This window comes from Streptomyces sp. NPDC126510 (assembly GCF_040302345.1).
Taxonomy (GTDB): Bacteria; Actinomycetota; Actinomycetes; order Streptomycetales; family Streptomycetaceae; genus Streptomyces.
On record NZ_JBEORR010000009.1, the window covers coordinates 252488 to 265263 of the forward strand.

Genomic DNA, 12776 nt, shown 5'->3' on the forward strand with positions numbered 1-12776 from the left:
CCGGAATGGGTGTGGAAGCAGGCGCGCAGGTCGCGCGGGTACGCGCACTGGCGGTGCTGCGCATCCGCAGTCGGGCCCTGGCCGTCGCCCTGCTGCCGGCCGCCGTCGCCGTGATCCTGCTCGCCGGCGCCGCCGGTGACCGCCTGGAGGGTCCCGGCTGGGACGCGGCCCGGGCGGTTCTGACACCCGTCGCGGCCCTCGTGCTGCTCGCCGCGGCCGGGATCGCCCTGGTCGTCGCCCGCGCCCGGCCCGCCACGAGCCCGACCGTCCCGGTAGCCGAGGAAGGGGCCCCCGACCTGTACCGGATGGTGCGCGACCTCGCCGACCGCCTCGACGTCCCCGCGCCCTCCGCGATAGCGCTCACCCCGGACTGCGACAGCTGGCTGGAGGACCGCACCCATCCGTCCCACTCCCCGCCGCCGGTCGAGGAGCACCAGGACATAGCGGGGGCGGGTAGGCAGGCGCACCGCCGGCAGCCCGTCGCGCCGGTCCTCGTGATCGGCTCCCCGTTCCTGTGGTGGATGCGGGTCGGTGAGCTGCGCGCGGTCCTCGCCCCGGTCATCGCCGGTACGGGCCCCTCGGCCCACCCGGACATAGCCGCCGCCCGGCGCTTCGTCCGGGGCCTGGACGCCGCGGTGGCCGTGGCGTCGGCGCCCCGCCGCGACCCGTTGTCGCGGGCGGTGCTCGCCGGGGTCGGCTGGGTAGCCCGGCTTCTGCTGCGCGGCTGCCGGATCCACGCCGCCGAGATGGAGCGGGGGGTGGCGGCCGCGGCCGCGGAGCGTGCACAGGCTGTGGATTACGGTCTGCGGATCGTCGCCCAGGAGCAGGTGGGCCTGGCCTACGCGGGCTGGGACCGGTTGCTGACCCGGGTCGCGCTGCCCGCCTGGCGGATGGGCCGCTGGCCGTCCCGGCTCGACGCCGGCGTGGTCGCTGCGCTCACGGAGCTGTCCCGGCGCGACCGCCTGGCCGAGGGCTTCGCGTCCCGGCTGGGCGAGCGGCCGGCCTGCGATCTGCTGGAGGAGCCGGGCACGGTCGACGAAGCCGCCTCCCTCCTCGCCGCCCGCCTCTTCCACGGCGGCCCCGCGGGGCCCGGGCCCGACTGGTCGCCGGTGGACTGGAGCGAATATCCGGACGAAGTCGTGGACCGCAAGTGGCGCCTGGACGCGGCCCGGCTCCACCGCGTCCTGGACGCGATGGGCGTCCGCCCCGCCACCGGCCCCACGGCCTCCGCCACCGACGCCCCGACCCTGTCCCGCGTCCTCGACCACCTCACGGACACGGGCCCTGCGGGTACGGCCGAGACCACCGGAGCCGGCAGCCCCGCGGCAGCCCCGGCAGCGGGCCCGACGGGGGACCCTGGAGCAGACCCGACCGGGCCCAGACCGGACACCGCGCCGCCCGAAGCCCCCGGCGCACCCGAGCCCGGCACCGGAATCACCACCGGCACCCAGAGCACCCCGGGCACCGACGCCACACCGGACCCCCTCGACGACGACGAGGACCTCTCCGGTACGACGGCCCCCAGTGCCACCCTCGCCGCCCGGCTCAGCGCCGAACTGGCCAGGGAAGAAGCCGCTCCCTCCCCGGCGGCCCCGACGCCCGCCTCGCCGTCGCCCACCACCGACCTCGCCGCCCTCTGGGACGACCGGGCCCTCCCCCTCTTCCCCCTCCAGCCCCCGCGCACCGCCCGGGAGCTGCTGGCCGACCACCTCACCGCGATGGTCTGCTGCGCAGCGATGGACACCGCCGGTGCGACCCCGGGCCTGGACTGGCTGGACGGCCCGACCCTCCTCGTCGACGGCGAGCGCGCGGCCGATCTGGCGCCCAAGGTCCTCACGCTCATCGAGGACGGCGACGCCACCCCCCTGCGGCTCTGGCTCTCCCAGCTCGGTATACGCCCGGAGAAGCCGGTCCGTCTCGGCTGACCGCCGGAGCGGCGGCTTCCGGTTCTGGCCAATTCGAAACGAACAGTGACGAAGTGCGCGCTTTATGTGATGTGCTTGGACCGTCCGCGTGTATGGCAAGAGCTTGCGACATACGACAGGCACATAAGCGCGAAGGCGTCGCAGGAACCGCAGCAGTCACGAGCACCGCCGACATCGCAGAGCACCGCACTGGCACACACCGCACCGGCCGCACCACACCGGCACGCGTCATCACGGGGGCCAAGGGGAGGGGAAGCAATCATGGGTTCGGAGCAGATCCGCCGATGGGAGTCGGGAGCGCTGGCGCATGCCGTGACGGACCCCTTCGGGCAGGGCCCCGTTCCGTGGCTGCGCGGCAACGTGACGTACTTCGACGACTCGGGCCAGGTCGTCCCCTGGTACGTGGACCAGGACGCCCCCCACCCGTCGAAGAAGGGAGGCCGCTCGGGCGGCCCCCGCGCGGCCGACGACGTCAACCGTCAGATCAAGGGCTTCACCTCCACCGGCGCGGTGGCGCCCGGCGAGGCCATCGACTTCCACATCACCGTCGACCCGCCGCAGCAGTTCGCCGTCGACATCTACCGCATCGGCCACTACGGCGGTGACGGCGCCGCGAAGATCACCACCAGCCCGCGGCTGTCCGGCATCGTGCAGCCCGCTCCGCTCACCGCGGACCGAACGGTCTCCTGCCACCACTGGTGGCTGTCCTGGCGGCTGCAGGTCCCCTCGTACTGGACCATCGGCGCGTACGTCGCCGTCCTCACCACCGCCGACGGCTACCGCTCCCACGTCCCCTTCACCGTCCGCCACGACCAGAGCGCCGACCTGCTGCTCGTGCTGCCCGACGTCACCTGGCAGGCGTACAACCTCTACCCGGAGGACGGACGCACGGGAGCCAGCCTCTACCACGCCTGGGACGAGAAGGGCCGGCTGCTCGGCGAGTCCGGGGCCGCCACGACGGTCTCCTTCGACCGCCCGTACGCGGGCGCGGGCCTCCCCCTCCACGTCGGCCACGCCTACGACTTCATCCGCTGGGCCGAGCGCTACGGCTACGACGTCGCCTACGCCGACGCAAGCGACCTGCACGCGGGCCGCGTCGACCCCACCCGCTACCGCGGCCTGGTCTTCCCGGGCCACGACGAGTACTGGTCGGCCGCGATGCGCACCACCGTGGAGCTGGCCCGCGACGCCGGCACCTCGCTGGTCTTCCTCTCCGCCAACTCCATGTACTGGCAGGTGGAACTGGGCCCCTCCCCGTCCGGCGTGCCCGACCGGCTGCTGACCTGCCGCAAGCGCCGGGGCCCGGGCAAGCCGGTGCTGTGGCGGGAGATCGACCGGGCGGAACAGCAGCTCCTGGGCATCCAGTACGCCGGGCCCGTCCCCGAGCCGCACCCGCTGATCGTGCGCAACGCCGGGCACTGGCTGTGGGAGGCCACCGGGGCGCACGAGGGCGACGAGATCGAGAACCTGGTGGCCGGCGAGGCCGACCGGTACTTCCCACGTACCCCGCTGCCCGAGCACGAGGAGCGCACGCTGCTCGCCCACTCCCCGTACACCGACAAGCAGGGCGCCCCGCGCCACCAGGAGACGTCCCTGTACCGCGCCCCCTCGGGCGCCTGGGTCTTCGCAGCAGGAACGTTTGCCTGGTCTCCTGCCCTGGACCGGCCCGGCCACGTCGACGGTCGTATCCAGCGCGCCACCGCCAACCTTCTGGACCGCATCTGCAAACGCGACTGACCCACTGTCCGTGATCAAGCTCGGATACGGGAGAATCGAGCCACTTGTACAGAACCACGGGGAGGAACCGTGTCCGGATTCGTCGAAAAGCCCGAGCCGAGTCAGGTTCCGGGCCTGGTGCATCTGCACACCGGCAAGGTGCGCGATCTGTACCGCAACGAGGCGGGCGACCTCGTGATGGTCGCCAGCGACCGCATCTCCGCCTACGACTGGGTGCTGCCGACCGAGATCCCCGACAAGGGCCGGATCCTCACGCTGCTGTCCCTGTGGTGGTTCGACCGGCTCTCCGACCTGGTGCCGAACCACGTCCTGAGTACGGAACTGCCCGACGGCGCCCCCGCCGACTGGGAGGGCCGCACGCTGATCTGCAAGTCGCTGCGGATGGTCCCCGTGGAGTGCGTGGCCCGCGGCTACCTCACCGGCTCGGGCCTCGTCGAGTACAACGAGACCCGCACGGTCTGCGGCCTCGCCCTGCCGGAGGGCCTGACCGACGGCAGTGAACTGCCCGCCCCGATCTTCACCCCGGCCACCAAGGCCGAGGTCGGCGAGCACGACGAGAACGTCTCCTACGAGGAGGTCGCCCGCCAGGTCGGCGCGGACACCGCGGCCCGGCTGCGCCAGGCGACCCTCGCGGTCTACTCGCGGGGCCGGGACATCGCCCGGGAGCGGGGCATCATCCTCGCGGACACGAAGTTCGAGTTCGGCTTCGAGGGCGAGGACCTGGTCCTCGCGGACGAGGTCCTCACCGCGGACTCCTCCCGCTTCTGGCCGGCCGACCAGTGGCAGCCGGGCCGCGCGCAGCCGTCGTACGACAAGCAGTTCGTCCGGGACTGGCTGACCTCGGCGGAGTCCGGCTGGGACCGCAAGAGCGAGCAGCCGCCGCCCGCCCTGCCCCACCAGGTCGTCGACGCGACCCGCGCCAAGTACGTCGAGGCGTACGAGCGCCTGACCGGCACGAGCTGGTCGTAGGACACGAAGAAGCCCCCCGGCCGGAACCGGGGGGCTTCTCGATGGAGCGAACGACGAGGTTCGAACTCGCGACCTCAACCTTGGCAAGGTTGCGCTCTACCAACTGAGCTACGTTCGCATGCGCCGTGGCGCGAGAACCACTATACCCAACCTCGCTCCCGCGCGAGCCGTACCGCCGCATGCCGGTTCTCCGCACCGAGCTTCGAGGCCGCCGACGACAGATAGTTCCGCACGGTGCCCTGCGACAGCGCGGCCCGCTCGGCGATCTCCGCGACGGGTGCCCCGTCGGCGGCGAGTTCCAGGACCTCCGCCTCCCGCGCGGTCAGCGGCGAGTCACCGGCGGCGATCGCGTCGGCGGCCAACTCCGGGTCGACGTAACGGTTCCCGGCGTGCACGGTCCGGATGAGCTCCGCGAGCCGCTGCGCGCTCACTGTCTTCGGCACGAAGCCGCGCACCCCGGCCTGCAGCGCCCGCTTCAGATGCCCGGGCCGCCCGTGGCTGGTGACGATGAGCACCTTGCAGCCGGGCAGTTCGGACCGCAGGGATGTGGCGACCTTCACACCGTCGGCCCCGGGCATCTGGAGATCCAGCACGGCGACATCGGGTTTGTGCGCCCGGGCCATCGCCATCGCCTCGGGCCCGGTGGCCGCCTCGGCGACCACGACGAGGTCGTCCTCGAGCGACAGCAGGGCGGCGAGCGCCCCTCGGATGAGGTGCTCGTCGTCGGCGAGCAGCAGCCGGACGGGCTCCACGGTCGTCATGAGGTGACCTCGCTCACAGAACGCACCGCGACGGTGGCCGGGGCAGCGCCGGAAGCGGTGGACGGCGACGGCAGCGGAATCTGCGCCGTCAGCCGGAACAGTCCCCGTCCCACAGGTCCGGCCTCCAGCGTCCCGTCGATCTTCGCCAGCCGCTCCCGCAGCCCTGCGAGCCCCGAGCCGGACGGACCGGCCCCGGACTCCACCCCCTCTTCGCTCACCCCGTCGTTCTCCACGGACAACACCACCCGTCCCTCCAGCACCCGTAGTCGCACGTCACACCGTTGCGCGTCCCCGTGCCGCAGCACATTGGTCGCGGCCTCCCGCACCACCCACCCCAGGGCGGACCGCACCGCGGCCGGCAGGCCGGCCACCGGCAGCCCGCCGAGCCGGCAGTCGATACCGGCCGCCGCCAGCACTCCTTGCGCACCGACCAGTTCCGAGCCGAGGTCCGCTTCCCGGTAGCCGCGCACGACCTCCCGCACCTCCCGCTGCGACTCCTGCGCCAGCCGCTGCACCTCGACCATCTGCGGCACGGCCTCGGCCCGCCCCCGCTGGGCGAGTTGCACGGCCAGTTCGCTCTTGAGGGCGATCACGGCGAGGTTGCGTCCCATGACGTCGTGCAGATCCCGCCCGAACCTCAGTCGCTCCTCGGCGACGGCGAGCCGGGTCCGCGTCTCGCGGGCCTCGTCGAGTTCGTAGACGGCGTTCAGCAGCCACACCGAGAAGACGGCCGTGAAGGCGATGAACATGCCGCCGAGGAGCACGACCAGCGCCGTGAAGAGCGCCGTGAGAGCGGGCGCGCCGAACGCCAGGGCCACGACCCCGGCGCCCGCCGCGAAAACGCCCGTGATGCCGAACGCGCGCCGCCGGGAGCGGACGCCGAGCGCGATGATGCCGGGGCCGAAGATCAGGATCACTCCGAAGACGCCACCGGCGGCGGAGTCGACGCCCTCGCGGTGGGGCCCGTGCTCGGCGAGTGCGAGCGCGGCGGTGGCGATCACGGCGGTGACGGCGCCCAGCGTCCACATCAGTCCGGTGGGCTGGGGCCTGCGGCCGCGCGTCCAGTCGATCGCCCGGGACACGGTCACGAAGCAGACGGTGGCGTGCAGGGCCACCACCAGCAGGGCGGCACTGCCCAGCCGCATCCCGAGCGGCGCCACGGACGTGACCCCGACGGAGAAGAACTCCATCACCGCGAAGAAGTGGAACGACCACCGCGTGTACGTCTCGACCTTCTCCGGTGTGCTCTTGTGCCGCCACCACCTGCCCGGCATGCGCATCGCCCGTCCCTCCCCCTCGTTCAGCACCGCGGCTTCGGTCAGCGCCGCGGTTCCCAGCGGAACCACCGCCGTACAGCAAACACCGCGACGAGGATCCAGGCCACGGCGGTCGCGGATGCGCCCAGTGCCTCGTACGCCGAGAGGTCCCCGGTCCAGCCGCCGCGCACCAGTGTGACGACGGGCGTCAGCGGCAGCAGCTCGCACACGGAGGCCACCCGGTCCGGCATCAGCTCCAGCGGCCAGAACATGCCGGAGCCGATCATCGAGACCAGCATCAGCGGCATGGGCGTGGCCTGGGCGCTCTCGCCGGTCCGGGTGAAACTCGCGGTGGCCGCGGCGAGGGCGGCGCACATCACGAGCCCCAACAGCAGGCCGAGGACGGCCAAATGGGGCGCCGACGGCGCGGACAGGTCCAGCAGCGCGACGCAGCCCACCGTGAGCAGCAGGCACTGCGCCAGCCCGGTGAGGGCGGCCGGCAGTGCGGAGCCCGCCAGGATCTCGACGTCCCGCAGCTCACCGGTGCGCAGCCGCTTGAGGACGAGTTCCTCACGGCGGACGACGAACACGCCGACGAGCACCGAGTAGACGGCGAACAGCAGGGAGAAGCCGATCGCGGCGGGCAGGACCAGGGTGCCCGTGTTCAGCCCGGCCCCGGCGAGATCCATCTCCGCCGCCGCCGACCGCACGCTCACCGGCATCACCAGCGGCACGAAGAGCGCGGCGACGAGCGCGCCCCGGGTGCGCCCGAGCAGGGTCAGTTCGGCGCGGGCGAGCGCGGTCATCCGGCTCAGCGGGGTCGTCGCCGCAGCCGGGCGGGGCGTCGTGTGGGTGGCGCTCATGCCGCGTACTCCCTCGTCGTCGTTCCGGTGGCCTGCTCGGCGGAGACGTTCCCGGCGATGTGGAGGAACGCCTCCTCCAGGGAGGCCGAGCGCACGTCCAGCCGGTGCAGTTCGACCCGGGCGCGCTCGGCCCACACCAGCAGTGCCGTGGCCGTGCGCTGCAGTTCACGGGTGCGGAGCCGGACGGTCCGGCCGTCGGTCTCGTGCCCGGTCACGCCGAGTTCGCCGAGCGGCGGCAGGTCGCCGACGTAGTAGCCGTCGGGCAGTTCGAAGGAGATCCGCGACGGCTCCGCGGCGGTCACCTCGGCCGGGGTGCCGGTGGTGGCGATACGGCCCTCGTGCATGATCGCGAGCCGGTCGGCGAGGTTCTCGGCCTCCTCCAGGTAGTGCGTGGTCAGCAGCACCGTCGTGCCGCCGTCGCGCAGCGCGCCCACCAACTCCCAGGTGGCCCGGCGGCCTTCGGCGTCCAGCCCGGTGGAGGGCTCGTCGAGGAAGAGGACCTCGGGATCGCCGAGCAGGGCGAGCGCCAGGTCGAGGCGGCGCCGCTGGCCGCCGGACAGCTGCTTGACCCGGGTGCCGGCCTTGGACTCCAGGCCGACCAGCGCCAGGACCTCCGCCGGCGGCCGTGCCCCGCTCACGCACCCCGCCCACATCCGAGCGGTCTCCGCGACGGTGAGCTCGGAGGGAAAGCCGCCTTCCTGCAGCATCACGCCGGTGCGGGGCCGCACGGCGGCCCGGTCGGTGCAGGGGTCGTGCCCGAGGACCCGTACCCGCCCGGCGGCCGGCCGCGCGAGTCCCTCCAGGACTTCGACGGTCGACGTCTTGCCCGCGCCGTTGGTGCCGAGCAGCGCGAAGATCTCACCGCGTCGGACGGAAAAGCTGATTCCGCGCACCGCCTCGAACCCGCCCCCGTACACACGTCGCAGGTCAGTGACCTCAATCACGTGTTCGCGTCCGTTGGTTTCCATGATTCAAGCGTCCCGGCCGTGTGGGCACGGAAGCAGTGCGCGCTGTCATCACTCGGCATGACAAATGTCAGAAAGCCGGAGCAGCGGCCGGAACACGATGAAGGCCCCGGTCCGTCAGGACCGGGGCCTTCATTTCCGAGCGGACGACGAGGCTCGAACTCGCGACCTCAACCTTGGCAAGGTTGCGCTCTACCAACTGAGCTACGTCCGCATTTGCTCCCGATCAGCTTTCACTGACCGGTGCGGGCACCAGCCTACCTGATCCACAAGCGTGGACGGTAAGGCGATGCAGAGCGGGTGACAGGAATCGCACACTGCGCCTTCCCCCTGGAAGGGGGATGTTCTACTACTGAACTACACCCGCATGTTTCCGTGAGCTGGGCCTTTCGGCCTCGCCCCTCGGCGTGCTCCAGACTCTAGCTGATCAGCCGGGGTGCTGCGCAAGTCGGCTGCCGCGAGGGGCGGGTGACCGGGCACCGGTCCGGGCCCGACGGGCCGTCACTGCGCGGCGGTGAACGCCTCGTAGACCTTCTTGGGGATGCGCCCGCGCGCGGGGACCTCCATCTTGTTGGCCTGCGCCCAGGCGCGCACGGCCGACGGGTCGGGGGCGACCTCCGTCTGCCGGTACGCCTTGCCCGAGCGGGACCGCTTGCGGCCGGCCTCCACGTAGGGCGCGAGCGCCTTCCGCAGTTCTCCGGCGTTGCCTTCGCTCAGGTCGATCTCGTACGACTTGCCGTCCAGTCCGAAGGCGATCGTTTCCGCCGCTTCCGAGCCGTCGATGTCGTCAGAGAGAGTGACCACGACCTTTTGCGCCACGAATATCGGTCCCTTCATGCGGCACTGTGCCAATTTATTTGTACAGCGCCTGGCAATACATTGTGAAGCCCGACTAAATCCTTCCGCGTGTCTGAAGGCAATAGGTTTCGGGTGTCGATCCGGAATCTTTCCCGAAAATTTCGCGTGTGGGTCCGTCGATGCCGGATCGTGATGACGGTCACGTAGTTTCCTACAAGTCAACGCGCGTAGAAATTTTGTGCGGGTAGTCTGAAGGGACCTGCTCAGCACCACACACCGGGAGTGCCAGTGGCACGCGTCGTAGTCGACGTCATGCTCAAGCCGGAGATCCTCGACCCCCAGGGCCAGGCGGTGCAGCGCGCACTGCCGCGGCTGGGTTTCGACGGGATCTCGGACGTCCGCCAGGGAAAGCGTTTCGAACTGGAAGTTGACGGGCCGGTCGACGAGGCCGCCCTCGCCCGCATTCATGATCTTGCGGAGTCCTTCCTCGCGAACACCGTGATCGAGGACTTTGCGATCCGGGTCGAGGAAGTCGCGGAGGCCGCGAAGTGACCGCTCGTATCGGCGTCGTCACTTTTCCCGGCAGCCTGGACGACCGCGACACCCAGCGCGCGATCCGCGTCGCCGGCGCCGAGCCGGTCGCCCTCTGGCACAAGGACAAGGACCTCAAGCAGGTCGACGCCGTGGTGCTGTGCGGTGGTTTCTCCTACGGCGACTACCTGCGCGCCGGGGCCATCGCCCGTTTCTCGCCGGTGATGGAGCCCCTCCTTGAGCAGGCGAAGGCCGGTCTGCCGGTGCTCGGCATCTGCAACGGCTTCCAGATCCTCACCGAGGCCCATCTGCTGCCCGGCACGATGCTGCGCAACGACCACCTGCACTTCATCTGCCGTGACCAGAAGCTGCGGGTGGAGAACGCCTCGACCGCCTGGACCACCGACTACACGGCCGGCCAGGAGATCCACATCCCGCTGAAGAACAACGACGGGCAGTACGTCGCCGACGCGTACACGCTCGACCAGCTGGAGGCCGAGGGCCGCGTCGCCTTCCGGTACCTGGACTTCAACCCGAACGGCTCGCAGCGGGACATCGCCGGCGTCAGCAACGAGGCCGGCAACGTGGTCGGCCTCATGCCGCACCCCGAGCACGCCGTCGAGCCGCTGATCGGCACCGGCCGCACCGACGGCCTCCCGTTCTTCACCTCGATCCTCAAGAAGCTGGTCAACGCATGAGCCGGACGCCTCTGGACACGGTCGAGCACGCGGCCGCGACCCCCGACGTCGAGCTGCCCTGGGCCGAACTGGGCCTGAAGAAGGACGAGTACGAGCGGGTCGTGGAGATCCTCGGCCGCCGGCCCACGGGGGCCGAGCTCGCCATGTACTCGGTGATGTGGTCGGAGCACTGCTCGTACAAGAGCAGCAAGGTCCACCTGCGCCAGTTCGGCGAGAAGGCCCCGCAGTCCGACGCGATGCTCGTCGGCATCGGTGAGAACGCCGGTGTCGTCGACGTCGGCCAGGGCTACGCGGTCACCTTCAAGGTCGAGTCGCACAACCACCCCTCCTACGTCGAGCCCTACCAGGGCGCGGCCACCGGCGTCGGCGGCATCGTCCGCGACATCATCGCGATGGGCGCCCGCCCGGTCGCCGTGGTCGACCCCCTGCGCTTCGGCGCGGCCGACCACCCCGACACCAAGCGCGTCCTGCCGGGCGTCGTCGCCGGCATCGGCGGCTACGGCAACTGCCTGGGCCTGCCCAACATCGGCGGCGAGGTCGTCTTCGACGCCTGCTACCAGGGCAACCCGCTGGTCAACGCCGGTGCCATCGGTGTCATGCGGCACGAGGACATCCACCTCGCCAAGGCGTCCGGCGCGGGCAACAAGGTCATCCTGTACGGGGCCCGGACCGGCGGCGACGGCATCGGCGGCGCCTCGATCCTGGCCTCCGAGACCTTCGACGACGCCAAGCCCTCGAAGCGCCCGGCCGTCCAGGTCGGCGACCCCTTCCAGGAGAAGCTCCTCATCGAGTGCACCCTGGAGGCCTTCTCCGAGAAGCTGGTCGTCGGCATCCAGGACCTCGGCGCGGCGGGCCTGTCCTGCGCGACGAGCGAGCTGGCGTCCAACGGCTCCGGCGGCATGCGCGTCACCCTGGACGACGTCCCGCTGCGCGACTCCACGCTCTCGCCCGAGGAGATCCTCATGAGCGAGTCGCAGGAGCGCATGTGCGCGGTCGTCGAGCCGGAGAAGGTCGACCGCTTCCTGGAGATCTGCGACAAGTGGGACGTCATCGCCACCGTCATCGGCGAGGTGACCGACGGCGACCGCCTGGAGATCTACTGGCACGGCGGCAAGATCGTCGACGTCGACCCGCGCACGGTCGCGCACGAGGGCCCGGTCTACGAGCGCCCCTACGCCCGTCCCTCCTGGCAGGACGAGCTCCAGGCCGACGACGCGAACAAGCTGGCGCGGCCGGTGACCGCCGAGGAGCTGAAGGACCAGGTCCTGAAGCTGGTCGGCTCCCCGAACCAGGCCTCCAAGTCCTGGATCACCAGCCAGTACGACCACTTCGTGCAGGGCAACACCGTCCTCGCCCAGCCCGAGGACTCCGGCATGATCCGGATCGACGAGGAGACCGGCCTCGGCGTGGCCATCGCCACCGACGGCAACGGCCGGTACGCCAAGCTCGACCCGTACCACGGCGCACAGCTGGCGCTGGCGGAGGCGTACCGCAACGTCGCCACCACCGGCGCCAAGCCGCTCGCCGTCTCCGACTGCCTGAACTTCGGCTCGCCCGAGGACCCCGCGGTGATGTGGCAGTTCGCGGAGGCCGTGCGCGGTCTCGCCGACGGCTGCCTGCAGCTCGGCACCCCGGTGACCGGCGGCAACGTCTCCCTCTACAACCAGACGGGCGAGGCGGCCATCCACCCGACCCCGGTCGTCGCGGTCCTGGGCGTCATCGACGACGTGGCCCGCCGCACGCCGGTCGCCTTCCAGGAGGAGGGCCAGCTGCTCTACCTCCTCGGCGACACGCGTGAGGAGTTCGGCGGCTCGGCCTGGTCGCAGGTCGTGCACGACCACCTCGGCGGCCTGCCCCCGAAGGTCGACCTGGAGCGCGAGCGGCTCCTGGCCGAGATCCTGATCTCCGCCTCCCGCGACGGCATGATCGACTCGGCGCACGACCTGTCCGACGGCGGTCTGATCCAGGCGGTCGTCGAGTCGGCGCTGCTCGGGGAGAAGGGCGCCCGCCTGATCGTCCCGGACGGTCTGGACGCCTTCACCTTCCTCTTCTCCGAGTCGGCGGGCCGCGCGGTCGTGGCCGTGCCGCGCTCGGAGGAGGTCCGCTTCAACGACATGTGCGGTGCACGGGGCCTGCCGGTCACCCGCATCGGTGTCGTGGACGGTGACACGGTGGACGTCCAGGGCGAGTTCGCGCTCCCCCTGGCCGAGCTGCGCGAGGCGCACGAGAACACGATCCCGGCGCTGCTGAAGTAGGCAACCGCTCCGGAACCC

Annotated in this window: 11 protein-coding genes and 3 tRNA genes; 6 read left to right on the forward strand and 8 right to left on the reverse strand. The window is 71.4% G+C overall.

Annotation, left to right across the window (positions count from 1 at the left end; translation table 11 throughout):
• Positions 1 to 5: 5 nt before the first annotated feature.
• The 3 genes from ABTX60_RS15335 to ABTX60_RS15345 all read left to right on the forward strand — a co-directional run bounded on the left by ABTX60_RS15335 (position 6) and on the right by ABTX60_RS15345 (position 4631).
• Positions 6 to 1925 (forward strand): hypothetical protein, encoded by a 1920-nt coding sequence (locus ABTX60_RS15335; protein ID WP_352097585.1) that lies wholly within the window; start codon positions 6 to 8, stop codon positions 1923 to 1925.
• Positions 1926 to 2186: 261 nt separating this feature from the next.
• A complete protein-coding gene (locus tag ABTX60_RS15340; RefSeq protein WP_352097523.1) occupies positions 2187 to 3662 on the forward strand; it encodes a N,N-dimethylformamidase beta subunit family domain-containing protein in 1476 nt (491 codons plus the stop codon).
• Positions 3663 to 3731: 69 nt separating this feature from the next.
• Complete coding sequence (locus ABTX60_RS15345) at positions 3732 to 4631, forward strand: phosphoribosylaminoimidazolesuccinocarboxamide synthase (RefSeq protein WP_352097524.1); 900 nt, start codon at positions 3732 to 3734, stop codon at positions 4629 to 4631.
• Positions 4632 to 4673: 42 nt separating this feature from the next.
• Here the strand turns inward: ABTX60_RS15345 and ABTX60_RS15350 are convergent.
• From ABTX60_RS15350 to ABTX60_RS15385, 8 genes are all read right to left on the reverse strand, one after another.
• Positions 4674 to 4749: transfer RNA gene (locus tag ABTX60_RS15350), tRNA-Gly, on the reverse strand.
• 22 nt (positions 4750 to 4771) lie between these two features.
• A complete protein-coding gene (locus tag ABTX60_RS15355; protein ID WP_352097525.1) occupies positions 4772 to 5392 on the reverse strand; it encodes a response regulator in 621 nt (206 codons plus the stop codon).
• Positions 5389 to 6672 carry a sensor histidine kinase gene (locus ABTX60_RS15360; protein WP_352097586.1) on the reverse strand — a complete coding sequence of 428 codons (1284 nt, stop codon included), beginning with the start codon at positions 6670 to 6672 and terminating at the stop codon, positions 5389 to 5391. Before ABTX60_RS15360 ends, ABTX60_RS15355 begins: the two co-directional genes overlap by 4 nt.
• Positions 6673 to 6710: 38 nt before the next feature.
• Positions 6711 to 7511 carry an ABC transporter permease gene (locus ABTX60_RS15365; RefSeq protein ID WP_352097526.1) on the reverse strand — a complete coding sequence of 267 codons (801 nt, stop codon included), beginning with the start codon at positions 7509 to 7511 and terminating at the stop codon, positions 6711 to 6713.
• On the reverse strand, positions 7508 to 8479 hold the full coding sequence (locus ABTX60_RS15370) for an ABC transporter ATP-binding protein (RefSeq protein WP_352097527.1): 972 nt from the start codon (positions 8477 to 8479) through the stop codon (positions 7508 to 7510). Before ABTX60_RS15370 ends, ABTX60_RS15365 begins: the two co-directional genes overlap by 4 nt.
• Positions 8480 to 8617: 138 nt before the next feature.
• A tRNA-Gly gene (locus tag ABTX60_RS15375) sits at positions 8618 to 8690 on the reverse strand.
• 81 nt (positions 8691 to 8771) lie between these two features.
• Positions 8772 to 8843, reverse strand: a tRNA-Gly gene (locus tag ABTX60_RS15380).
• A gap of 134 nt (positions 8844 to 8977) precedes the next feature.
• Positions 8978 to 9295 (reverse strand): histone-like nucleoid-structuring protein Lsr2, encoded by a 318-nt coding sequence (locus ABTX60_RS15385; protein ID WP_352097587.1) that lies wholly within the window; start codon positions 9293 to 9295, stop codon positions 8978 to 8980.
• Positions 9296 to 9562: 267 nt separating this feature from the next.
• Between ABTX60_RS15385 and purS the strand changes: the two genes are divergently transcribed.
• The 3 genes from purS to purL are packed head-to-tail and all read left to right on the forward strand — an operon-like array spanning position 9563 to position 12758.
• Complete coding sequence (gene purS, locus ABTX60_RS15390; RefSeq protein WP_352097588.1) at positions 9563 to 9826, forward strand: phosphoribosylformylglycinamidine synthase subunit PurS; 264 nt, start codon at positions 9563 to 9565, stop codon at positions 9824 to 9826.
• Positions 9823 to 10503 carry a phosphoribosylformylglycinamidine synthase subunit PurQ gene (gene purQ / locus ABTX60_RS15395; RefSeq protein WP_352097528.1) on the forward strand — a complete coding sequence of 227 codons (681 nt, stop codon included), beginning with the start codon at positions 9823 to 9825 and terminating at the stop codon, positions 10501 to 10503. Before purS ends, purQ begins: the two co-directional genes overlap by 4 nt.
• Entirely contained in the window at positions 10500 to 12758 is a 2259-nt protein-coding gene (gene purL, locus ABTX60_RS15400) for a phosphoribosylformylglycinamidine synthase subunit PurL (protein WP_352097529.1), read from the forward strand. Before purQ ends, purL begins: the two co-directional genes overlap by 4 nt.
• The last annotated feature ends 18 nt before the right edge of the window (positions 12759 to 12776 follow it).